We start from the raw sequence: 23,307 nt of genomic DNA, 5'->3' as shown, positions 1-23,307 counted from the left end.
CCATCCTCGTGTGCAGGGCAAGAGTTTGCTGAGAATGACAGCGTCGGACAGAGGTTAACCATTCATTAAAGAATTACTCCAAAATTGACTCAACCCGTGCCAATCTCGTCTAGGCAAGTACCGACAAGGCGCAAAAGCTCCCGGTATCTTGCATTTTAGGAAAATGACGGTCGATTGCAGTTAGGGTGATGAAAATGAAGATCTTTTTCGGTAACGGTTCCGGGACTAAATTTGGAAAGATCGTCGCAATGGATCGTTTTGACAGTGGGCGCAGTCTATCGCCCATACAACAGGCCGAAGCGTACTGGACAGCCTTGCTGTCCGGCGATGGTGTTCCTATGCGATCTCAGATCGACCCGCGCGGGCTTGAGAATATCCTGCCTAACACCTTCATCCTTGAACGCATTGCACCCGGTCTGGCCCGGTTTCGTCTGGCCGGCAGTCACTTGAACACACTGGCGGGTATGGAGGTTCGGGGAATGCCTCTGACCGCTTTTTTCGAACCCAGCGCGCGAACTCAGGTTACCGAGATCCTTGAACAGGTTTTTGCCGGTCCTGCCATTGCTGAACTTGAATTGGCCTCGACCGGTGGGTTTGGGCGCACGGATCTTCAGGCGCGAATGATCCTTTTGCCGCTGAAAAGCGATTTGGGCGATGTCAGCCGTGTTCTTGGCGTTATGGTCAGTGTCGGGGCGATTGGGGCAACCCCCCGGCGCTTTGATTTAAGCCATCATAAACTGCGTGCTGTGTCAGAAATACAGGCGCCTCAACAACCGGTTCAGCCTGTTGTCGAAGGATTTGCCGAAGAACAACAAGAGTACAAACGTCCCGGATCTCACCTTCGATTGGTCGTATCACGGGATAAGTAACGAGTAACGCGTGTTAAATGTAAAGAAGGCGGGCCTATTAGACCCGCCTTTTTAAAATCGTCTGACCAAGTGGTTAGGAGGCTGCGCGTTTGCCGCGGTTCCGGCGCAGATCTGTCAGTTCTTCCGCAACAAGGAAGGCCAGTTCCAACGATTGCGACGCGTTCAAACGTGGATCGCAGGCTGTATGGTAACGGTCTGACAGATCTTCTTCTGTTACAGCGCGTACACCTCCAGTGCATTCGGTCACGTCTAGCCCCGTCATCTCAAAATGCACACCGCCGGGGATCGTGCCCTCGGCCTGATGCACACCAAAGAAGTCGCGTACTTCGCGCAGCACAGAATCAAAAGGCCGGGTCTTATAGCCGGTGGCCGATTTGATCGTATTGCCGTGCATTGGGTCACAGACCCAGGTCACCTTGGCGCCCTCTTCCTTGACAGCTTTGACCAGACGCGGCAGATGCTCTCCCGCCTTGCCTGCACCAAACCGCGCGATCAGGGTCAGACGCCCTTCTTCGTTTTCCGGGTTCAGTTTGGCCATCAAAACTTTGAGGTCTTCGGCAGATGTCGTCGGACCGCATTTCAGACCGATCGGGTTCAGAACGCCGGAACAGAATTCAACATGCGCGCCATCAGGTTGACGGGTGCGGTCGCCAATCCAGATCATGTGGCCGGACCCGGCCAACCAGTTGCCCGATGTAGAATCAAGACGGGTCAGCGCCTCTTCGTATTCAAGCAGCAGACCTTCGTGGCTGGTATAGAATTCAACCGACGAGAATTCATGCGTTGTGTCCGCGGTGATGCCCGCAGCCCCCATGAAATCAATCGAATCCTGAATTCGGTCAGCAATTTCAGAGTATTTCTGAACATCCTGGCCATCGGCAAAGCCGAGTGTCCACGAATGCACATGGCTCATATCGGCGAAACCACCGGTCGAAAAGGCGCGCAACAAGTTCAATGTTGCCGCTGCCTGCGTATAGGCTTGCAACATCTTGGACGGATTCGGAATCCGCGCCTCGGGCGTGAAATCCAGCTCGTTGATGATATCGCCGCGATAGCTGGGCAGCTCAATGCCATCCACCACCTCTGTCGGTGCGCTGCGCGGTTTGGCGAACTGTCCAGCCATACGGCCCACTTTGACCACCGGCACCTTTGCGCCATAGGTCAAAACCATGGCCATCTGCAGCATCACCTTAAAGGTGTCGCGGATCGCATCCGCGCTGAATTGTTCAAAGCTTTCAGCACAGTCGCCGCCCTGCAGCAGGAAAGCCTCACCCCGCCCCGCAGCACCAAGATGTTGCTTGAGCCGACGTGCCTCACCTGCAAACACCAGCGGCGGATACTGCGAAAGCTGAGCCTCGACTTTTGCCAGCGCGGCCGCGTCGGTATAGTCTGGCATCTGAACCCGGGGCTTGTTGCGCCAGTTCGTTTTTTGCCATTCGGTCATAGCTTTGATCTCCGCTGAAGTATTCAAGTCGCCTCTATACAAAAACGTTTGATGAGAGGCCATATACGATTTGGACCTCTTGACGTCGCAAACAAGCTTTGATCATGGTGGCGGTCAAATCTGTCGCCGGACGTAGGGTCAAACGGCGCCGAATCAAGGACACCTCGCCATGCAAGAGCAACGCCAAGTTGTCACGGTGGAAACCACTGCGGCCAGCCCTCGACATTTCGTGTTTGTCCTGTTGGACAAATTCTCACTGCTGTGTTTCGCATCCGCGCTGGATAGCCTGCGCATCGCAAACCGCATGGCCGACAAAGAGCTTTACAGTTGGAGCCTGTCTGGCGAAGGCGGCGAGACGATCAAATGCTCCGCCGGGACCGAGTTCAAACTGGACGCTGATCTAGCCGAGCTGCAGCGCGATGACGTCGTGCTGATCTGCGGCGGTGTCGATGTACAAGCCGCTACCACCAAGAAAATTCTGAACTGGGTCCGCCGCGAAGCACGCCGGGGATTACGCATTGGTGGGCTGTGTACGGCAGCTTATACCTTGGCCAAGGCCGGTTTACTGGATGGCAAGCGTGCGACAATTCACTGGGAAAACTCAGACAGTTTCACCGAAGAATTTGATGAGGTCGAACTGACCAAATCCGTATTCCAGATTGACGGAAACCGGATGACAACAGCCGGTGGTACTTCCTCTATCGACCTGATGCTGAAAATCATCGCCGAGGATTTTGGCGAAGATCTTGCGAACGCGGTGGCCGATCAGCTGATCTATTCCTCGATCCGTACTGATCAGGACACCCAGCGTCTGTCGACCCCGACACGGATTGGGGTGCGCCATCCCAAGCTGAGCCAGGTCATCCTGATGATGGAGAAGAACATCGAAGAGCCGATCTCGCCTTCGATTCTGGCCAAAGAGGTCGGCATGTCCACACGGCAGCTAGAGCGTCTGTTTCGCCGTTACCTCAGCCGGTCGCCTAAACGCTATTATATGGAGCTGCGCCTGCATAAGGCCCGGAACCTGCTGATGCAGACCGACATGAGCGTGATCAACGTGGCGCTGGCATGCGGGTTTGCCTCGCCTAGCCATTTCTCGAAATGCTACCGGGCGCATTATAACACCACGCCCTATCGTGAGCGCGGTGCGCAAAGCGGGCGCTTGTCTGTTTAATCGCTGGGGGTCATGCGAAAGACAGCGCCCTGCCCGACGGAAATAAACCAGATTGATCCATCCGGTGCCTCGACAATGTCGCGGACGCGTTCCGTCTGAGGGCCCTTGATCTGCTCGACCTCAGTCAATGGAGTGCCTTCAAGCCGAGCAATGTAGTCGAATTTGAGCGACCCGACGAATAGATCACCCTTCCATTCGGGCCAAAGCTTGCCTGAATAAATCAAAAGGCCGGATGGGGCGATGGAAGGGTCCCAATAGAATTCAGGCTGCACCATCCCCGGTTTCGCCGTCCCCTCGCCGATTGTTTGTCCGGAATAGTGCTTGCCATAGGAAATCACCGGCCAGCCATAGTTCCGCCCCGGCCGGATTAGGTTCACTTCATCACCGCCCTTGGCTCCATGTTCCGATACCCATAGATGCCCCCGTGCATCCAGCCCTGCACCTTGGGGATTCCGGTGGCCATAAGACCATATCTCTGGCTGAATTCCCGGTTGTCCGACAAATGGATTATCAGCCGGCACCGAGCCGTCCCGGTTCACACGGATCACCGAGCCGTTGTGACTCGATTGATCCTGTGCGGTCGGGCGATCACCACGATCGCCGATAGTGACAAGTAATGTCCCGTCCTTTGCCTCGACAATACGAGAGCCAAAATGACGCCCAGAATCCCCACCATTTTCAGCTTCGAAAATCGTGCGCAGATCGGTCAGCTCTGATCCGTCTTCGGACAGGCGCGCAATCGCAAGTGCAGTGCCTGCCCCCTTTGGTTGAGGCTTGGAATAGGTCAGGAAAACCTCACGGCTTTGCGAAAAATCCCTGGCAACGGTTACGTCCAGCAAACCGCCTTGCCCCTTTGCAACCACATTGGGAGTGCCTTTGACGCGAACTATGTTTCCCTCCGACACAAACAGAAGTTCACCTTCGCGCTCAGTTACCAGAAAAGACATGTCAGGCAGGATGCCGATTGCCCAGGGCGTATCGAGCCCCTTCACCATCGCCGTCACACGCGCCGATCCGGAGTTGGTAGTTAGCGATTCTGCCCCTGCCAACCCTGAAACAACAGAAAAGATGAAGATCAAAGCTAGTCTAAACATCTCGTTCTCCTTACCGAAAACACCGCGCCGGGCACATCTGAACAACTAGAACTGTGCGCCACAAAAACACGTTTGCGTTAGGACTTTTCTTTTTCGAACAGCTTGCCTAGGGTCGTGCCCAGAACGAATACGTTCACAACTGGGAGTAACCATATGAAAAAGCTGCTTACAGCAACTGCAGCAACCGCCCTTCTTTCGGGCGCAGCTATGGCCGAAGACGTCACATTGGGTGTTCTGTTCGGCTTTACCGGACCGATTGAATCGCTGGCACCCGCTATGGGTTCAGGCGCCGAGATGGCGATGGCCGAAGTCACCAAATCCGGCAAATTGCTGGATGGCTCTACCGTCACTGCATCGCGCGCTGATACCGGCTGTATCGACAACGGCCTGTCCACCTCGAACGGTGAACGCATGATTGCCGACGGCGTTGCCGGCATCATTGGCGGCGACTGCTCTGGCGTGACCGGAGCGATCCTGCAGAATGTCGCGATCCCGAACGGGATGGTCATGATCTCGCCCTCGGCCACCTCGCCCGGTCTGTCGACCATGGAGGATAACGGCCTGTTCTTCCGCACCGCCCCGTCGGATGCACGTGAAGGTCAGGTGATGGCAGATATCCTGAATGATCGCGGTATCACTTCAATCGCACTGACCTACACCAACAACGACTATGGCAAGGGTCTGGCAGACGCGATCCAGTCCTCGTTCGAGGCATCGGGCGGCGAAGTCACAATCGTGGCAGCGCATGAAGATGGCAAAGCGGACTACTCGGCCGAAGTTGGCGCGCTGGCCTCGGCCGGTGGCGACATTCTGGTTGTAGCCGGGTATCTCGATCAGGGCGGATTGGGCATCATTCAGTCGGCGCTGGACAGCGGTGCATTCGACACGTTCGGCTTGCCCGGCGGCATGATCGGTGACTCGCTACCCGCAAATGTCGGCCCCGACCTGAACGGCTCGTTCGGTCAGATCGCCGGTTCAGGTGGTGAAGGTGCTGAAAAGTACTTTGCCATGGCCGAAGCCGCCGGTTTTGACGGATCGTCGCCCTATTCGCCTGAAAGCTATGACGCCGCAGCGCTGTTCATGCTGGCGATGCAGGCCGCTGGTTCGACCAACCCGGCCGACTACGGCAGCAAGATCCTAGATGTTGCCAACGCTCCAGGAGAGAAGATCTATCCGGGTGAGCTGGCCAAAGGTTTGGAACTGTTGGCCGCTGGTCAGGACATCGACTATGTCGGCGCGTCCGGCGTTGAGCTGATCGGCCCCGGCGAAAGCGCAGGTTCGTATCGCGAGATCGAAGTCACCGACGGCGAAAACAAGACCGTCAACTTCCGTTGATTTTGACCTAAGAAGACCTGAAAATAAGCAGCCCGGACCTTGTGTCCGGGCTGCTTCAGTGAAAAAAGACCGCACCTCTTCAATGAGGGTGTGAAAACAAGAACGCCGAAAACGGCGGCTAGGGGAAAAGATGATCGTCGTCGAGGACGTGCATAAGCATTTCGGCGGGTTTCATGCGGTGGATGGGGCATCGCTGGAAATCCAGAAGGGTTCGATCACCGGCCTGATTGGGCCGAACGGGGCCGGAAAGACAACTCTGTTCAACGTGATCGCGGGTGTGCTCCCGCCCACCTCTGGACGCGTGTTCATGGATGGCGAGGACATAACCGGCTTGCCACCACACGATCTGTTTCACAAAGGTCTGCTGCGCACTTTTCAGATCGCGCATGAGTTTTCCTCGATGAGTTGCCGAGAGAACCTGATGATGGTGCCCGGCGCGCAATCCGGGGAATCACTTTGGAACACCTGGTTCGGCCGCAAACGCATCGCTAATGAAGAGCGCGCGTTAATGGCTAAGGCCGATGAGGTGCTGGAGTTTCTTACCATCGAACATCTGGCCGATCACAAGGCCGGTCAGGTCTCGGGCGGGCAGAAAAAACTGCTGGAACTTGGCCGCACCATGATGGTCGACGCCAAGATCGTATTTCTGGACGAGGTCGGCGCGGGTGTGAACCGCACCCTGCTGATGACCATCGCCGACACAATCCTGCGCCTGAACAAGGAACGCGGCTATACGTTTGTAGTCATCGAACACGACATGGATTTCATCGGCAAAATCTGCGACCCGGTCATTTGTATGGCCGAGGGCAAGGTTCTGGCCCAGGGCACTCTGGACGAGATCAAAGCCAATGAGCATGTGATCGAAGCCTATCTGGGCACCGGCCTCAAGAACAAAGACAAGCTGGAGGCCGGGGCATGAGCGATAATCCTTATCAGGATGACCACGGCAACAAGGATGCCTCGATCACCAACACCCAAGGCATGGGCACGATGACGCCCGCACATCGCAAAAGCGGAAAGACACACCGCGTCGAAGGTGGCCCATTCCTGATCGGCGACACCATGACCGGAGGCTACGGCAAGGGCCCGGATATCCTGCATGATTGCACGATTTCAGTCGATGCCGGTGAAATCGCTGTAATCGTTGGCCCCAACGGCGCCGGTAAATCCACTGCAATGAAGGCGGTGTTTGGGATGCTGGATGTCCGCGCGGGTTCTGTGCGACTGGACGGAGAAGACATCACCAACCTGTCGCCCCAGGATCGGGTGATCAAGGGGATGGGCTTTGTTCCGCAGACCTCGAACATCTTCACATCGATGACGGTCGAAGAAAACCTTGAGATGGGTGCCTTCATCCGTCGTGACGACTTTTCAGACACGATGGAACAGGTCTATGACCTCTTCCCCATTCTCCGCGACAAACGCAACCAAGCCGCCGGAGAGCTGTCGGGCGGTCAGCGCCAACAGGTCGCCGTGGGCCGCGCATTGATGACCCAGCCCAAAGTGCTGATGTTGGACGAACCCACCGCCGGTGTTTCACCCATCGTTATGGATGAGCTGTTCGACCGGATTATCGAGGTTTCCCGCACCGGGTTGCCGATCCTGATGGTGGAACAAAACGCCCGTCAGGCTTTGGAGATCGCGGACAAGGGATATGTGCTGGTTCAAGGGCGGAATGCCTACACCGGCACGGGCAAGGAACTGCTGGCCGATCCCGAAGTTCGTAAGAGTTTCTTGGGGGGATGAGCACAGTGCAAATTTTGAGCTCAACATCCCGTTCACTTGATTGGCATAGGTCTGCCGTGGTTCAAAAGCCAATGAATCAGATCGTTAGGATTACTGCCATGGCTTGCGCAATCGGTCTAACAGACAATTTTGCGTTGGCCGAAGCAGCAAACACTATACCTCAGGTATTCGAAATAGAATGTGATTGGTCTAACGAAAATTCGCTCGAAAGTGCCGGCACGCTTTCTGGAACACCCACACTCGCTTATTCGTCGTCTTCCAAACCCATCAAACTTGACACCGCCATTCAGAACAACCCAATCGAGCAAATTGGGGTTGGCGGGGCACGGCATTTTCTGGTCCCTTCAATGGGGCCACTTGCAGGATTGACCATAACGGTGTTTCCTGATGGCCGAAGCGTACGTACACAGATTTACAACGCGCTCGGTGATCTCTCAGTTCAATCCAGCATCGGTACATGTGAGGTCATTGAATAATGGACTTCCTCAACGCCCTTGTGGCGCTCTCCAACTTCGTCCTTGTTCCCGCAATCGCCTATGGCAGCCAGTTAGCGCTGGGCGCGTTGGGGGTGACGCTGATTTATGGCATCCTGCGGTTCTCGAACTTTGCCCATGGCGACACGATGGCCTTTGGTGCGATGATCGCGGTGCTGGTCACATGGGGCCTGCAGGCCGCCGGGGTCAGTTTCGGGCCGTTACCGACTGCTCTGCTGGCCCTGCCCTTTGCCATTCTGGGCTGTATCGTTCTGGTTCTGATCACGGATCGGCTGGTTTACCGTTTCTACCGGGAACAAAAGGCCAAACCGGTCATTCTGGTGATCGTCTCGATGGGCGTGATGTTCATCATGAACGGGCTGGTGCGGTTCATAATCGGGCCGGATGATCAAAGGTTCTCGGACGGTGAGCGGTTCATCGTTTCAGCGCGGGAATTCAAGGCAATGACCGGGCTGCGTGAGGGGTTGGCGATCAAGACCTCTCAGGGCATCACCGTGGTTGTGGCCGTAGTCGCCGTGGCACTTTTGTTCTGGTTTTTGAACAAAACCCGCACCGGCAAGTCGATGCGCGCTTATTCGGATAACGAGGATCTGGCGCTGCTGTCCGGCATCAACCCGGAACGTGTGGTGATGATCACTTGGATCCTTGTCGCGGCGCTGGCGACAACTGCGGGTGTGCTTTACGGGTTGGACAAGAGCTTTAAGCCCTTTGTCTATTTCCAGCTTCTGCTGCCAATCTTCGCTTCAGCCATCGTCGGCGGCCTCGGCAACCCGCTGGGCGCTATCGCGGGCGGGTTCATCATCGCGTTTTCCGAGGTGACGATCACCTATGCGTGGAAAAAGGTGCTGACCTATCTGGCACCGGAACATCTGGAGCCCTCGGGGTTGGTCCAATTCCTATCCACCGATTACAAATTCGCGGTCAGCTTTGTTATCTTGCTTATCGTGCTTCTGTTTAAGCCCACAGGTCTGTTTAAGGGGAAAGCAGTATGATCCTAAGTCTCATTGCATCGATTGCTATTCCTCTGATCGCCGGAGCAACTATTGGCACCGTCGGACTGATTGCCGGAATCGCGGAGGTCGCCCTAGGATGGACTTACCGATATGCTGTGCAAACGGACAACGAGCGGCTGAAAAACTCGGTTCTTTTTGCTGCGGTCGCCGTTCTAATACTGGCAACTGGCTTGGTGCAGGGATGGAACACAGCAATCCTGATCCTGAACATGGGGTTGATCTCGGCCATCATGGCGCTTGGGGTGAACTTGCAATGGGGCTTTGCGGGCCTGTTTAACGTTGGTGTTATGGGCTTTGTTGCGCTGGGCGGGCTGGCAGTTGTGCTGGTCTCAACCCCGCCGACACCCGGCGCGTGGTCATCCGGAGGATACGGGATCGTCCTTGCGTTGCTGTTGGGGGCTGCGACCGTCGTTGCGGCGGTTCTGGTGGCAACAAAAATACCGAGGGGCCGTGTACAGACGATTGCCATCGTCGCGATTCTGATCGCCGGGTTTTTCATTTACCGTGCGGTGTTTGACCCCAGCGTTGCTGGTGTCGAAGCCATTGACCCAGCCGTTGCGGGCAACCTTGGCGGGTTGAATCTGCCGGTTCTGTTGGCCTGGCCCGCGGGTGGCGTGCTAGCCGCCGGTGCCGCGTGGCTGATCGGCAAAACAGCCCTTGGCCTGCGCTCGGACTATCTGGCGATTGCGACGCTTGGGATTGCCGAAATCATCATCGCAATCATGAAAAACGAGGACTGGCTGGCCCGAGGTGTCAAGAATGTCTACGGCATCCCACGCCCCTCGCCCGTGGTCGGCTATGAGGTTGAGCTGCAGCAGGATCCATCCTTCATTGCCCGTGCCGATTGGTTTGGGCTGGACCCTGTCATCGCCTCGACCCTGTCGGTCAAGCTGGGCTATTCCCTGCTGTTCATGGTTGTTCTTCTGATCCTGCTGTGGATGGCCCAGATGGCGCTGCGCAGCCCCTGGGGCCGCATGATGCGCGCCATCCGTGACAACGAGGTTGCAGCCGAGGCGATGGGTAAAGATGTCACCCGCCGCCATTTGCAAATCTTCGTTCTGGGCTCTGCCATCTGCGGTATCGCGGGCGCGATGATGACAACGCTGGACGGGCAGTTGACGCCGGGTACCTATAACCCTCTGCGCTTTACATTTCTGGTCTGGGTCATGGTGATCGTGGGCGGATCGGGCAATAACTTTGGTGCTGTGCTGGGCGCATTCCTCATCTGGTTCCTGTGGGTCCAGGTCGAACCGATTGGGTTGTGGATTATGAACCTGATCACGTCCGGAATGCCCGATGGCAGTGCGCTCAAGACGCATCTGATCGACAGCGCGGCCCATATGCGACTGTTCACGATGGGGTTGATTCTGCTGATTGTTCTTAGATTCAGTCCAAGAGGGCTGATCCCCGAGAAATAGGGCCACAGAACCTCCAATATATGGAACCGCGTCAAGAAATTGGTGCGGTTTCTTGCTTTTGAGTGAGGAACTTACTAGAGCAAATCATCGGCCTGACAAGTTTCACAGTCGTGTTCACCAAATATTTGCCTTTGTGCAGACTACTACCATTTGCCCGCAGGGAATAGAAAACACCGATGAAAACCACTCTTACAAAGACACTCATTCTGCTGCCGGTTCTTGCCTCTTTGACCGCATGTATTCCGTCACCAAAAGATCTGGAAACCACTCCGGTCAAGGTCCAGACCCCCAAGGGCGTGGTGACATGCCAGCTCTACCGGCAGAACCGCGTGGACTGGGACCGGGCAATCGACTTTCCGGCAACAAAAATGTCCGTCCCCGAGGCTGATGCATATTGCAGACAAGAAGGCCAACGCCGCCTGAAGTAACCGTTGTGTGGCCGGGCAATCAGCCCGGCCCGCCATTCAACGATTACGAAATAACCCGCCCAGAATGCCTCGGACGATCCTGCGCCCGGTTGTTCCCTTAAGCTCTTTAATGACGGCCTCGCTCATGGCGGTGGCAAAGGTGTCCTTCTTTCGCACGATCCGCGAAGAAGACCGCGATACTTTGCTACCTGAGTATCGGCGAGCCGTGGCAAATTCGCGTTCTGCAATCGATTGAGACTCAAGCTGTTCTTCTGCCTCGGCTGCGGCCTGTGCTGCGGCATCAGTCCGCGCCTGGAGCATCTCAAAGGCTGATCTGCGATCTATGCGGGTTTCGTATTTGCCTTTCATCGGAGACGCATTCATTACCGTTTGCCGTTCGGCAGCGGTAATCGGCCCCAACTGTGACCCAGGGGGACGGATCAAAGTGCGTTCGACGATGCCCGGAACCCCTTTCTTTTGCAGCATGGATGTAACCGCCTCGCCCACGCCAACCTCACGGATGGCGGCCTCAGTATCAAAGGTTGGATTCTCGCGGTAGGTTTCAGCCGCAAGGCGAAGGTTTTTCCTGTCTCGGGCGGTGAAAGCTCGCAAAGCATGCTGTACCCGGTTACCCAACTGACCCAGAATGTCTTCTGGGATGTCTGCCGGGTTTTGCGAGATGAAATAGACCCCTACGCCCTTTGATCGGATAAGGCGGGCGACCTGCTCGACCTTGTCCACAAGCACTTTGGGCGCGTCTTCGAACAACAGATGCGCTTCGTCAAAGAAAAATACCAGCTTGGGTTTGTCCGGATCGCCGACTTCGGGCAACTCTTCAAACAGTTCGCTCAGCAGCCATAACAGGAACGTCGCATACAGACGAGGTGATCCCATCAGCTTGTCAGAGGCCAGGATGTTCACCATGCCATTCCCGTTGGCATCGGTGCGCATAAGATCGGCCAGTTCCAGGGCAGGTTCGCCAAACAGATTGGTGCCCCCTTGATTTTCAAGAACCAATAACCGTCGCTGGATGGCACCGATCGAGGCGGTTGAGACATTCCCATAGCGCAGCGAAAGATTTGCTCTGTTCTCTCCGATCCAGACCAACAGGGCTTGCAGATCTTTCATATCCAACAGGGGCATACCTTCTTCATCGGCAACCCGAAATGCAATGTTTACAATGCCTTCTTGTGCTTCGCTCAGGTCCATCAGCCTGGACAACAACAAAGGTCCCATCTCGGATACTGTGGTTCGAACCGGATGGCCTTGCTGACCGAACAGGTCCCAGAAAGTGACCGGGCAAGCGGCATATTCGTAATCCGTGAATCCGATGGTTTCGGCACGCTTCTGAAATGCCCCATGTAGCTTGTGACTTTCACTGCCCGCCAGCGCCAAACCAGACAGATCACCTTTGACGTCAGACAGAAACACCGGCACCCCGGCCTTGGAAAACCCCTCGGCCAGGATCTGAAGCGTCACGGTCTTGCCAGTGCCGGTCGCACCGGCGATCAGGCCGTGGCGGTTGGCGTATTTCAACGACAACGTCTGCGGTTGGCTGTAATCTGCGCCACCACCGCCAAGAAATATGTTCTCACTCATATGCTTAAGGCCCTGTTTCCTACCGATCTCCGCCCAGCATACAAAGTTAACCTTTGGCTGCGATAGTTTTCTGGTTGTTCGTGTATGAGAATTCCGCGGTCAACAAACTTCCTCCCTGTCGACTGGCCGCGCGTTCACGCGCGGCCCTTTTTTCACCATAGCTTCATAATTAAATTTTCAGGTTAGCAGTTGACCACCGCGCCGCCCTCTCGTAACGTCTGCTCATAATTAAGTCGGCCGGTCCGACGGGGAGAAAAATTCATGAAAGGGAGCCGCTCCACCGGCTCCCTTTTATCTTGGCCACACGTGTTGCCCACGGGGCCTCAGGCGAGATTCCGATCACTTCTGTCTTTTTACGCTGCATAATGCCTGACACTGCGCGCCAGTGGTGCTAGACCCGGCGAAAAGCCACATCAACAATCACGAGGCAATTATGTTCAGGACACCGATAAAGCTTGTTGCGGCAGCTTTTCTTTTCAACGGCGCCGCCCTGGCGCAAGAGACCACCGACACGGCAGAACCTGCCACCGAATCCCCTACGACCGAGCGGGTGGACAATGGTCTCGACCTGGGGCAGCCGGTCGATGAAACCGTCAAGGTCGGACAGCGCTATGACAAAGAAAAATTCGGCGACTGGAGCCTGAACTGTTTGAAGATGAACGCGGGCAAAGATCTGTGTTCGCTGCTGCAAGTCATAAATGGCCCGCAAGATGTGCCTATGGCTGAGTTTTCCATGTTCCGCCTACCCGAAGGCGGTTCGGCTGTAGCCGGAGCAAATATCTTGGTTCCGCTTGAAACCCTGTTGCAAGCGCAGCTGACCCTCTCAATCGACGGGGCGCCTGCCAAACGCTACAACTATTCGTTTTGTAACCCTGTTGGCTGTGTTGCCCAAATCGGCCTGACCCAAGGGGATATCGACGCAATGAAGCAGGGTAGCAAGGCGACTTTGACCATCGTTCCAGCGCCCGCGCCGGATCAGGTGATCGAACTTGACCTGTCTTTGTCCGGGTTTACTGCAGGCTACGACATTGTTGATGTCGCAACCAACTGAAGACTACATTTCGAGAAAGCCGTTTAACCCAGCGGCTTTCTCAAACCCGCTTCAAGGCAAGTACTGCGTTCAGACCTCCGAAAGCGAAAGCGTTGCTTAGCGCAACCTCGACTTTCGCATCGCGTGCCTCGTTGGGCACAACGTCCAAAGCACATTCCGGATCTGGTTCTTCGTAGCCAATCGTCGGTGCAATCACCCCATCTCGCAGGGCCATGATACAGGCCAAAAGCTCTACCGCGCCGGTTCCGCCAATCAAGTGACCATGCATCGACTTGGTGGATGAGATCAAAAGTTCGTCCGCATGCGGGCCGAAAACGCCAGCTACAGCGGCACATTCCGTTTTGTCATTGGCCGCAGTACCTGTGCCATGGGCGTTGATATAACCCACCTGATTGGCATTCAGGCCAGCATCAGACAACGCCCCTGACATCGCACGGGCAGCGCCCTGCTTGCTGGGCATTACAATGTCTGATGCATCCGAGGTCATCGCGAAACCAACAACTTCGCACAAAATTTCTGCCCCACGCGCCTTCGCGTGTTCGTATTCCTCGAACACGAAGATGCCCGCTCCCTCTCCTTGCACCATACCGTTTCGGTTGGCGCTAAAAGGACGACAGGCATCCTTGGACATCACCCGCAGCCCTTCCCAGGCCTTAACGCCACCAAAGCACAACATGGATTCTGAGCCGCCGGTGATCATCGCAGGGGCCGCCCCGCTGCGCACCATCTGAAAGGCTTGCGCCATCGCATGGTTCGATGAGGCACAAGCAGTCGATACGGTAAAGCTGGGACCTTTGAGGTTATGTTCCATCGATACGTGGCTTGCCGCCGCGTTGTTCATAAGTTTTGGTACAACAAATGGATGGACCCTGTTCTTCCCGTCCTCATAGACTGAACGGTAGTTGTCGTCCCAGGTCGAAACGCCACCACCTGCTGTTCCCAGAACCACGCCAGATCGTGCAGCCAACTCACCGTGGAATTCGATCCCGGACTGATCTATGGCCTCTTTGGCCGCGGTCAGGGTAAACTGTGTAAACCTGTCATACAGAGTCATCTGTTGGCGGTTGAACCGACCCTCGGCTTCGAACCCCCGGACCTGCCCACCGATCTTGATCGCCAACCTGTCGACGTCTCGAAATTCAAGTTCCGAAATGCCACAACGGCCTTCCCGCATCGCCTCAAGCGTATCTGGAACTGAATGACCAAGCGAATTGATCGTGCCTGCCCCGGTTATTACTACCCGTTTCATTTGCTTGGGTCAGACCTTTTCTGCCACAAGCTTTTCGATCCCAGCAATGATCGCGGCGACATTTGAGATGTCAAAGTCACTGGCCGTTGGTTCATTGGCATTGAACGGAACGGTAATGTCGAACTCTTCTTCGATGGCAAAGATACTCTCGACCAGCCCAAGGCTGTCGATCCCCAGATCTTCGAGCGTACTTTCGGGCGTCACATCCGAAGGCTCCAACACGGCTTGTTCGGCAATGATGGCAATGACGCGGTCGGTGATGCTCATATCGATCCTCTGATTATCACGTTGAATGTGATTTAATCGCTCGGAGGCTGTTTGGAAACAGCCTTTTTCAACGCCTCCACGTCACGAAGCATCCGCGGCAATCTGCGCTGCGCCTTATAGACATCAGTAAAGGTTTCCATCTTCACAGCCGGGTAGCCCATCAACACACGACCGGCAGGTACGTTTGACAGGATTTTGGTACCACCGCCGACAATCACCCGGTCGCCAACGAAAATATTGTCCGAGACGCCTGATTGCCCACCCAGAACCACGTTATTGCCAAGCTCAACTGAACCGGAAATACCAGACTGACCACACAGCAGACAGTCATTACCAACGCGCGTGTTGTGGCCGATATGGACCTGATTATCCAGTTTTGTGCCATTCCCGATGCGAGTATTACGAATGGTCCCGTTGTCGATCGTACAATTCGCGCCGATCTCGACATCGTCGCCAATTTCCACAGAACCAAGTGAATGAATGCGCAGCCAGCTTTGCGCGCTGGCGTCTCCTGCATCCCCCAAGGTCTTGCGCGCGTTCTCTACCCCCGATACTTCGGGCGTAACAAAACTGAACCCGTCGCTACCGATCCTTGCCCCTGGTTGCGCGATAAAACGATCCCCGATCTGCACACGGGCACCAATGCTGACCATTTCGCGCAGAACGGCGTCTTCGCCCAACACAGCATCCATGCCTATGACGCAATGCGGTCCGATATTCGCCCCTCTGCCGACCCGGGCCCGTGCACCAATGACTGCCAGAGGGCCGATTGAGACCTCATCTGCCACATCCGCAGTTGGGTCGATGACTGCAGAAGGGTGAACCCCTGATCCAAAGCCCTGCCCTTTATCCAGCATGGAGGTGATCCCGGCCATCGCCATGCGCGGTCGTCGAACGAATATTGCTGCCTTAAGTCCCAACGCCTGCCAGTCAGCACCTTCCCAAAGGATGGCGACCTGCGCCGAACCCGATCCCAGATCCTCGGCATATTTCGGCGACATCGCCATCGCCAGATCAGTGGCAGTTGCATCCGACGGTTCAGCAGCAGCATGTACGACCAAGCTGGCGTCGCCCTGGAACTCAGCGTCAAGGGCATCTGCGATTTGTTGAACTGTATATTTCATGTGGGGCTTCCCGGAACTAGGACCTGCCCCCGGTGATTACCCCCGAACGTCCGGCAGGACCACCCCTGCTTTCTGCAGAGCATTCCAGATTTTCTGATCACGGCCATAGACGTCGCGTCGGTACTGTACCTCACCTTTCGGGCCAATAAAGGCAGTGCGGTAAATCAAGTGGACAGGAACATGCTGCTCAAGCTTCACTGTGGTCTCTTTTCCAGTCGCGAGAATCCGATGGAAAAACGCCTTTGGGTTTTCTTCTTGCTTCGCCAACAGTGCGTAAGCGAATTCGAAAGGCTGCGCCAATCTGATACAACCATGCGAGAAGGCACGGGATTCCCGAGCGAACAGACTTTTCTGCGGTGTATCATGCAGATAAATGTTGTGCTTGTTGGGGAACATGAACTTCACCAGCCCCAGGGCATTGCTTTTGCTGGGCGGTTGGCGCATCGCAAAAGGGAAGTTTCTTGCGGTGAACTGGGTGAAATCTACTGCCCCGCGATTGACCTGGCGACCACTGCGATCGGTAATCTGAATATGCCCGACGGCATTTGGATTGGACTGCAGCTTTGGCAAGTATTCCTTGGTGATGATCGAGCGTGGAACATACCAGCTGGGGTTAATGACCATATGCTCCATCTTGTCGGAAAACTCGGGGCTCCGACGATCATGGGTGTTCTTGCCGATCACAGCGCGGGTTTCAAAGGTAATAAAGCCGTCATCAACAATCTTGGCTGAGAAATCAGCCTGATTGACCAGAATGTGGCGTTCACCGCGCTCGCGCGGCAACCAGCGCTCACGCTCCAGCGCGACATAGACGGCCTTCAGACGTTCCGAGGCAGTGCGGTTCAGCTCAGTAATTGTGCCCGGACCCGCGACGCCATCTGCGGCAAGACCATGTGCGGTCTGAAACCGTTGAACACCTGCCAGCAAGGCATCGTCAAAAACCGGACTGGCGGTTGGGTTCATAAAACCCATTTCAACCAATCTGTTACGCATCGCTATTACGGCGGGTCCCGTGTTTCCCAGCTCTAGCTTTGCTTGTGGAACAGTAGTTCCCCAACCGCCTTGGCGAACCAATTCTTCTAGCGCAAGTTTCTGCTTCATCAAAGCCCGGTACTGGGTCGAGCTTGGCGCCAACTGATCGAAATAGGCTGCATCCTCCGAGGTCGTCAGTCCACGCAGATGCCCTGCTGTCGAGGTCGGCTCGACCTTCCTGACCAATCCATCGTCTATATCGGATGGTCGCAAAAGGCCTGTCCTCATGTCCTGAGCATAGGCTGCAAAAACGCGTGTCAACTCGACCTCGACGGCCCCAAGCTGACGCGCTGATTTTGCTGATTGAAGCCGGTCAACCAAGCCCTGCGCATCATAGGCGTTCGCGGGTAGCCCGTGTAATTCGACCGCAGAAAGCCCCTCAATCAACCGTTGACGACGTTCAGCATGTGCAGCCGTGTCGCCAACCCAAACAGGCACGAATCCTCTTTCACGGTAGAAATCGGCAATCTCAGACCCGGAAGGTGCAAATTCGGCAACCGCCATCTGGAATGCGGTTTCAGGCTTGGCCTCAGTGTTCGCCATCGCCGAAGACGTCAGAAAACATGCGGCCAAAGCAATACCGGTGCTTGCACGAAGAACAGAGAACATTTGGAGCCCTTGAATTTTCTATATAATACGCCGTTTCAGGCAATGCCGAACAATTATGGTTTTGCTTGAAACCCATTGTCTATTCACAAATGCATCAATTTCGTGCTTATACCCAAGCGTGATGCTTGTTTGCATCGGACAGGTTTCCGCGACGGCCTAAGACGTTGGATCTTTGCCATTTTGCACCACCTGCGCAAAAAACTGCCGAAAATTCCCCCTTGAAAAGATGAATTCGAAAGACTTCTTGGCCGCCCTTCACGACTGTGTCATAAATCCCTCATCTGGGATGGGAATAAATTAATACAGCGCGCGTAACATCGTGTGCAGGCAGGAACAGTACGGGACGAAACACAAAATGACGACGAGCAGTTCCTCGGGTTTGACCCGGCGTGCTTTATTGGGCGCATTCGCAGCTACAGCAGTTGTAGCAACTCCAACCTACTCCAATGCAGCAGGATTTCTTCGTGGCGGTGGTGATATTCGCCGTATTCGCATGTATTCCGGACGCACTGGCGAGCGGATCGATATGATCTATTGGGTTGACGGAAAATACATCAAAGACGCGGTCAAAGAAGTGAACCACTTCATGCGCGATTGGCGCACCGACCAGGCCAAAGATATGGACCTCCGCACGATCGACATCATGGCGGCGTCGCATAATCTGTTGGATGTCAACGAACCCTATATGCTGCTGTCGGGCTATCGCTCGCCGCAGACCAACGCGATGCTGCGGTCACGGTCGCGACGTGTTGCCAAGAATTCGTTGCACATGAAAGGCCAGGCAGCCGACCTCCGCCTGTCATCTCGTTCGGTCTCGCAAATGGCCAAAGCGGCGATGTCTTGCCGTGCTGGTGGTGTTGGCAAATACCACCGCTCGAACTTCGTGCATATGGATTGCGGTGTGGTAAGAAGCTGGGGCGGTTGATCCGCCCCGCCCGTCGTCAAGAAAACTTTGTCGCTCACGTAACCGTTTGAATGAGCAGATTTATCTGCCATTGTGGAGGTGCCTATTCTACTCAGGCAGCCTCATAAACCCTGCGCAAACCGGCTGTTGCAGGTGATTTTCAATACGAGCCCAAATATTCAAGAAATGGCGCACCTGAGAGGTATGCGCATATTGTTGTTTTTCAAAGGCCTGCATTGGAAACCGAGTTTGGTGGTGGCCACCAAGTATCAATAGCTTACAAGGGACTTTGGAAACTGTTTCGATCTTTTCAATCCCCCAACATCACAGTCTTCCAAGTCTGGATAACCCGGGCCGGTCGCCTGATTGCCACGCGGCCAAGATCCTCAGCCGTTGGCGACCAGACCTTGACGTCGAGATATTCGCGACCGTGCTTATGGCAAGGAAAAGGTGCGTGATTCAGTGGCCAATCCGGCCCCACTATCTCAACCAGATCCGAGGCCAGGTAGTTCATGCACTTGTGGCAGAGGTTACAGCGCAGCGTGATTAACTGATGCGCACGGGCCGCGTCGACCATCTTTCGAGACGGCTTTCCCGGGTGTTCTCGTATCGGCGGATTCGCGGCGGGCATGATGAGAACATGTAGAGAACATTCCCAACTTATCCAATTCGATTTTTACCGCTCCTTATTGTGAACTCTCGAATGTCCGCTGAGAGCCCAAATTGACACCGGCAAAGCAATGCCAGACATATGCAAAATGACCGTTCAAACAGTTCACTCTTATTGGATAACAGCCTCTGGCCGAGAAGGATTCTCTGGTTCGGTTGAGGCCTGCTTTCCCTATTGGAGCTTCACCAAAACTGTAATTTCAATCTGTGCTTTGAAACTGGTTGAACGCGGGAAACTCGACCTGGACGCCACGCTGAAGGGCGAACGTTACACCCTTCGCCAACTTCTAAAGCACACCTCTGGTCTCCCAGATTACGGGCAGTTTTCTGAATATCACTCAGCCGTTGCGGCCAAGGAAACACCTTGGACACGCAACAAACTACTTGATGTGGCGCTTGCAAAAGGAATGTTGTTTGAGCCGGTACAAGGTTGGTCTTATTCCAACATAGGCTACATGTTTGTAGTCGAGCTAATCGAAGCGACGCTGGAGACGCCGCTTCGTGAGGTTATTGCCGATATGGTGTGCAAGCCGTTGGGCCTGAACAGTATTGTGCTTGCAGAAACATGCGAACAATTTCGGAGGGTACATTGGGAGGCCGCGACTGACTACGACCCAAAATGGGTCTACCATGGGTGTTTGATCGGAAACGCGCCAGATGCCGCGCGGCTACTGCACGCGCTTATGTCTGGTCATCTGTTGCAGCCAGTTACCATGCGCCAAATGTTAGATGCAAAAATCCTTGGCGGTGCTATTCCCAACCGTCCATGGACAGAATGTGGATATGCTCTTGGCCTGATGTCTGGTGCTTTGAATAGTGTGGGTAAGGCGGTAGGGCATTCCGGTGGTGGACCGTTTAGCGTAAACGCAGTCTATCATTTTCCTGACGTTACTGATCCAATCACTGTGGCCTCGTTTACAGATGGGACCGCTGAGGGTGTTGCCGAGTTTGCAGCGGAGAGGTTAGCCGAAGATCAATGACTGCTTCGTCCCGCATAGCAGACCTTGAAACCCTCAGAACCGGCTCAATGTCCTACTGAAAATGTCGGATGACCGGTCTGAGCCCAAGCTACTCGATGCTGCACCGTGTACCAATGTCGGCTCCTCGCGCTGCGGCCAAAAACGCGACAAAATCAAACCGAGTTTCGCTAAGGGTTTGTGGCACAATATTTTTTAACGCTTAAGGGTGCACCACCGCCGGTGACAAGAAGGACAGATTTTGTCACACGAGCTTGAAAGACGGTTTGGATTTGGTCCAACTTTGAAAGATGGTGCTCTTTCAGTGATGAACGATTTTCAGGAGAGAAAGAAATTCACCGCGAGCTTCGCAGCGTCGCAAGACTTCTGCAAAGCGAATTTTGTCAACTGCGAAGGTCAGTCGAATAAACAAATGCGAGATATGCATTCTCCCAAAATAACGTTATCCGGCAAATCTCATTGAACAAGATTACCTCCTCATCGGCAAGCGGGACCTCATATCTCCAATCTTCTCTGAGCCGCACAACCGCATCTGAAATCCCAGAAAACTGATCCGGCTCATTATTTCGAAAAAATTTTGCGGCAGCGCGGCCGTCACTTATGTAACGGCCCTCTCGATGACAATATAATGAAACTAGTATCCGAGATAAAATCGAATGAAGATTCTTCGTAGGGAGGTCGTTTCCTCCTTTGGTCCGCAAGTATCCAAAGCCAATAGAATCCTTCTGAGGGTACTCGAGCTTTGTTGGCATCGACTTCAGATCGCGAGCTCGCTTCATGAAGAAGAACGGGGCATACAAGGTATCTCTCAGGAACAACCGAAAATGCGGCTCGCGCATTTGTTCAATATCGTCCACGCCAAAGACTCGCAGACTCGCGTGTCGAAGCCTCCAAAAGCACTCAGCACGATGAGATGTATGCCCCAATGAAACTGCCTTCAACTCGTCTAAATGCCTCACCGTTAGGTCGACTGATAGATCAAAAGGCCTGAGCACGGCCTCCAAGCATTCCAAGTCTCGCTCTTGTATGTGCTTGGTATTTTCACCATCTACAATCGCGGTCAGATCAAGGTCGCTCTTCCCGTAGATGTAGTCGCCGAGTGCGTAGCTGCCTGATATGTAGATGGAACGAATTTGCCCAGACGTGCTAAGTTCGCGTTCGAAGCCAGACCTGAGCGACTTAATAAATTCGTTGTAAGAAATGCTTGAGCGACACATCTTGCCCCAATCTCTTGCAGTGTGAGCGAATCCGTAGGACAGTGTCGGAACAGGCTGGTTCCTGCACGTCATAATGCCTTGCGACGCGCAGATTTCGCTTACTGAATTAGTACTGACACTTGGAGATATAGCATGTCTAGCGAAGATTTGGAAAATGGTGGAATAGATCAAGAATTCTCAGCTTCTACAGCGTCTTTAGATGAAGGAGATTTCGCCGTGGTGAAGACTGAGGTGAGAATTCCGCTGAGGTCATCAGGTTCAGCCGGTCGTACGATGATCAGATCGTCAGATGAGAGGGACGGAAGTGGGGGAGACGAGCCAGACGGCAATGACGACGATAAGCCAGATAAGGATGAATAGACGTCTTGGTGTGTGGCATGGATTTAAATAGCATCTTAGATCCGTTACCCAAGAAGTCGTTTATGGACGACTACTGGCAAGTCAAACCAGTTTGTATTGAAAAGGCTTCATCCGCAGAATTGGACCAACTGATCCAAGATTTGGATGTTGATAGTCTGATTACCTGTCAAAGACATGTCAACTCGACCATTCGGCTGCTGAAACCCGGCCAAGAGTATCATATAGAAAGCCTAAATTCTCGAGGCCGTGCATTGGCAGTAGAGGATGTGTTCAGCGCGTTCCGTGATGGATGCACAATTGCGCTGCAGGCCATTCACGAACGAAACCAGGCTCTGAAGACTCTATGCCGGAATCTTAGTCGACAACTAACGTGCAGAACCCATGTCAACGCGTACATAACGCCTCCGGAAGAGCAGGGCCTGTCGCGGCACTACGATACGCATGATGTGTTTGTCGTGCAGCTCGTCGGGGAGAAGAAATGGACGTTATACGACAGCCCCATTGAACTGCCGCTGCCCAGTCAACGGCATTCTAGATACAAACCAGACCCGGGATCGGTCCAGCAGGAGTTCACACTTAAGCCGGGTGGAGTAGTCTATATTCCTAGAGGATACATTCATGAAGCAGTAACAGAGGAGTCAGTTTCGGTACATCTAACGATTGGTTTGAGTCAGTTATCATGGTTCGATGTCATCAAAGGCTCGATTGATGAGCTTGCGGAGGAGTGGTCGCCGCTTCGCGAGGCAGTACCGGCCGGGTGTCTCGAGTACGATGATCCTACGAGTGGGATTGGAGCACATGTGAAAGAGCTTTTGAGGTCAATTGGAGAGCGCATTGATCCGGATAAGATCCACCAAAATGTTCTTAAAGATGCCTCATGCCTGATTGAGCCCGATCTGGAGAACCACTTCCTTGACCTTCTTAACGTCAACTCAATTGGCCCAAACACAGCTGTATTGTTGAGAAAAAACATTCCTGCAACTAGCTTCGTTGAGCACGGCAAGATTAATGTGACTTTTAATGGCAAAGTTTTCAGTGCGCCGGAGATTTCTCAGGAAGCAATATTAGCCATTTGTCAGAGCGGCGGTCGGGAGCTTTCAGCGAATGAACTGCCCGGGCCCCTGGACCTAGAAAGCAACGTAATTCTTGTGAGGAAGCTCGTATCTGAAGGCTTGTTGGCGATCAAGCGCTAGGAGGCACCATTGCAGACAAAACAGCTTGGCCACAATATATCCAATGAACAGGCTATGATTGT

23 protein-coding genes are annotated in these 23,307 nt (G+C 54.3%); 14 read left to right on the top strand and 9 right to left on the bottom strand.

Going from position 1 to position 23,307, the window contains the following annotated elements; translation table 11 throughout:
* Window positions 1–194: 194 nt before the first annotated feature.
* The gene (locus tag AC2FHX_RS03115; RefSeq protein ID WP_496700436.1) at window positions 195–869 is read left to right on the top strand and encodes a PAS domain-containing protein; all 675 of its coding nucleotides are present in this window, start codon (window positions 195–197) and stop codon (window positions 867–869) included.
* 73 nt (window positions 870–942) lie between these two features.
* Here the strand turns inward: AC2FHX_RS03115 and AC2FHX_RS03110 are convergent, their stop codons facing one another.
* Complete coding sequence (locus AC2FHX_RS03110; RefSeq protein WP_142633778.1) at window positions 943–2,313, bottom strand: class II 3-deoxy-7-phosphoheptulonate synthase; 1,371 nt, start codon at window positions 2,311–2,313, stop codon at window positions 943–945.
* Between the two features lie 169 nt (window positions 2,314–2,482).
* Here AC2FHX_RS03110 and AC2FHX_RS03105 point away from each other — a divergent pair, with 169 nt between their 5' ends.
* The gene (locus AC2FHX_RS03105; RefSeq protein WP_496691228.1) at window positions 2,483–3,487 is read left to right on the top strand and encodes a GlxA family transcriptional regulator; all 1,005 of its coding nucleotides are present in this window, start codon (window positions 2,483–2,485) and stop codon (window positions 3,485–3,487) included.
* Here the strand turns inward: AC2FHX_RS03105 and AC2FHX_RS03100 are convergent.
* Window positions 3,484–4,581 carry a PQQ-dependent sugar dehydrogenase gene (locus AC2FHX_RS03100; protein WP_496700308.1) on the bottom strand — a complete coding sequence of 366 codons (1,098 nt, stop codon included), beginning with the start codon at window positions 4,579–4,581 and terminating at the stop codon, window positions 3,484–3,486. The genes AC2FHX_RS03105 and AC2FHX_RS03100 overlap by 4 nt on opposite strands.
* A 153-nt stretch (window positions 4,582–4,734) precedes the next feature.
* Between AC2FHX_RS03100 and AC2FHX_RS03095 the strand changes: the two genes are divergently transcribed.
* The 7 genes from AC2FHX_RS03095 (at window position 4,735) to AC2FHX_RS03065 (ending at window position 11,015) form a co-directional block, all read left to right on the top strand.
* Window positions 4,735–5,916 carry an ABC transporter substrate-binding protein gene (locus AC2FHX_RS03095; RefSeq protein ID WP_496700309.1) on the top strand — a complete coding sequence of 394 codons (1,182 nt, stop codon included), beginning with the start codon at window positions 4,735–4,737 and terminating at the stop codon, window positions 5,914–5,916.
* Window positions 5,917–6,046: 130 nt separating this feature from the next.
* Window positions 6,047–6,835, top strand: coding sequence for an ABC transporter ATP-binding protein (locus tag AC2FHX_RS03090; protein WP_142633770.1), 789 nt, complete (start codon window positions 6,047–6,049; stop codon window positions 6,833–6,835).
* Window positions 6,832–7,662, top strand: a complete 831-nt coding sequence (locus AC2FHX_RS03085) for an ABC transporter ATP-binding protein (RefSeq protein WP_271947146.1) — start codon at window positions 6,832–6,834, stop codon at window positions 7,660–7,662. The genes AC2FHX_RS03090 and AC2FHX_RS03085 overlap by 4 nt, the downstream gene beginning before the upstream one ends.
* Before the next feature lie 71 nt (window positions 7,663–7,733).
* On the top strand, window positions 7,734–8,138 hold the full coding sequence (locus AC2FHX_RS03080) for a hypothetical protein (protein ID WP_496700310.1): 405 nt from the start codon (window positions 7,734–7,736) through the stop codon (window positions 8,136–8,138).
* On the top strand, window positions 8,138–9,148 hold the full coding sequence (locus AC2FHX_RS03075; RefSeq protein WP_282021241.1) for a branched-chain amino acid ABC transporter permease: 1,011 nt from the start codon (window positions 8,138–8,140) through the stop codon (window positions 9,146–9,148). The genes AC2FHX_RS03080 and AC2FHX_RS03075 overlap by 1 nt, the downstream gene beginning before the upstream one ends.
* Window positions 9,145–10,587, top strand: coding sequence for a branched-chain amino acid ABC transporter permease (locus AC2FHX_RS03070; protein ID WP_496700311.1), 1,443 nt, complete (start codon window positions 9,145–9,147; stop codon window positions 10,585–10,587). Before AC2FHX_RS03075 ends, AC2FHX_RS03070 begins: the two co-directional genes overlap by 4 nt.
* 176 nt (window positions 10,588–10,763) lie before the next feature.
* Entirely contained in the window at window positions 10,764–11,015 is a 252-nt protein-coding gene (locus tag AC2FHX_RS03065) for a hypothetical protein (protein WP_142633761.1), read from the top strand.
* A gap of 36 nt (window positions 11,016–11,051) precedes the next feature.
* Here AC2FHX_RS03065 and AC2FHX_RS03060 read toward each other — a convergent pair whose 3' ends face one another.
* On the bottom strand, window positions 11,052–12,593 hold the full coding sequence (locus AC2FHX_RS03060; RefSeq protein WP_496700312.1) for a helicase HerA-like domain-containing protein: 1,542 nt from the start codon (window positions 12,591–12,593) through the stop codon (window positions 11,052–11,054).
* 433 nt (window positions 12,594–13,026) lie between these two features.
* Here AC2FHX_RS03060 and AC2FHX_RS03055 point away from each other — a divergent pair, with 433 nt between their 5' ends.
* Window positions 13,027–13,644 carry an invasion associated locus B family protein gene (locus tag AC2FHX_RS03055; protein ID WP_496700313.1) on the top strand — a complete coding sequence of 206 codons (618 nt, stop codon included), beginning with the start codon at window positions 13,027–13,029 and terminating at the stop codon, window positions 13,642–13,644.
* Window positions 13,645–13,684: 40 nt separating this feature from the next.
* On the opposite strand, the gene AC2FHX_RS03050 is transcribed toward AC2FHX_RS03055, so the two are convergent.
* From AC2FHX_RS03050 to AC2FHX_RS03035, 4 genes are read right to left on the bottom strand one after another with little or no spacing between them, the layout of a single operon-like run.
* Window positions 13,685–14,893, bottom strand: coding sequence for a beta-ketoacyl-[acyl-carrier-protein] synthase family protein (locus tag AC2FHX_RS03050; RefSeq protein ID WP_271947157.1), 1,209 nt, complete (start codon window positions 14,891–14,893; stop codon window positions 13,685–13,687).
* Window positions 14,894–14,902: 9 nt separating this feature from the next.
* The gene (locus AC2FHX_RS03045) at window positions 14,903–15,160 is read right to left on the bottom strand and encodes an acyl carrier protein (RefSeq protein WP_142633752.1); all 258 of its coding nucleotides are present in this window, start codon (window positions 15,158–15,160) and stop codon (window positions 14,903–14,905) included.
* A gap of 32 nt (window positions 15,161–15,192) precedes the next feature.
* A complete protein-coding gene (gene lpxD, locus AC2FHX_RS03040) occupies window positions 15,193–16,284 on the bottom strand; it encodes a UDP-3-O-(3-hydroxymyristoyl)glucosamine N-acyltransferase (RefSeq protein ID WP_496700314.1) in 1,092 nt (363 codons plus the stop codon).
* Between the two features lie 36 nt (window positions 16,285–16,320).
* Window positions 16,321–17,925, bottom strand: coding sequence for a L,D-transpeptidase family protein (locus tag AC2FHX_RS03035; protein WP_496700315.1), 1,605 nt, complete (start codon window positions 17,923–17,925; stop codon window positions 16,321–16,323).
* A gap of 355 nt (window positions 17,926–18,280) precedes the next feature.
* Between AC2FHX_RS03035 and mepK the strand changes: the two genes are divergently transcribed.
* A complete protein-coding gene (gene mepK / locus AC2FHX_RS03030) occupies window positions 18,281–18,850 on the top strand; it encodes a peptidoglycan L,D-endopeptidase MepK (RefSeq protein ID WP_142633747.1) in 570 nt (189 codons plus the stop codon).
* 289 nt (window positions 18,851–19,139) lie between these two features.
* Here the strand turns inward: mepK and AC2FHX_RS03025 are convergent, their stop codons facing one another.
* Entirely contained in the window at window positions 19,140–19,460 is a 321-nt protein-coding gene (locus AC2FHX_RS03025) for a hypothetical protein (protein WP_496730439.1), read from the bottom strand.
* A 127-nt stretch (window positions 19,461–19,587) separates the two neighbouring features.
* On the opposite strand from AC2FHX_RS03025, the gene AC2FHX_RS03020 reads away from it, so the two are divergent.
* On the top strand, window positions 19,588–20,478 hold the full coding sequence (locus AC2FHX_RS03020; protein WP_010443740.1) for a serine hydrolase domain-containing protein: 891 nt from the start codon (window positions 19,588–19,590) through the stop codon (window positions 20,476–20,478).
* A 380-nt stretch (window positions 20,479–20,858) separates the two neighbouring features.
* On the opposite strand, the gene AC2FHX_RS03015 is transcribed toward AC2FHX_RS03020, so the two are convergent.
* Window positions 20,859–21,692: a nucleotidyltransferase domain-containing protein gene (locus AC2FHX_RS03015; protein ID WP_496730437.1), complete on the bottom strand. Its 834-nt coding sequence runs from the start codon at window positions 21,690–21,692 to the stop codon at window positions 20,859–20,861.
* Between the two features lie 132 nt (window positions 21,693–21,824).
* Between AC2FHX_RS03015 and AC2FHX_RS03010 the strand changes: the two genes are divergently transcribed.
* Window positions 21,825–22,052, top strand: a complete 228-nt coding sequence (locus tag AC2FHX_RS03010; RefSeq protein WP_496700317.1) for a hypothetical protein — start codon at window positions 21,825–21,827, stop codon at window positions 22,050–22,052.
* 62 nt (window positions 22,053–22,114) lie between these two features.
* The gene (locus AC2FHX_RS03005; protein ID WP_496700318.1) at window positions 22,115–23,245 is read left to right on the top strand and encodes a cupin domain-containing protein; all 1,131 of its coding nucleotides are present in this window, start codon (window positions 22,115–22,117) and stop codon (window positions 23,243–23,245) included.
* The last annotated feature ends 62 nt before the right edge of the window (window positions 23,246–23,307 follow it).

It is taken from the genome of Ruegeria sp. CDSC042, from assembly GCF_059610745.1.
The sequence above is the reverse complement of the archived record's forward strand: the minus strand, read 5'-3'. Positions and strand labels throughout refer to the sequence as shown.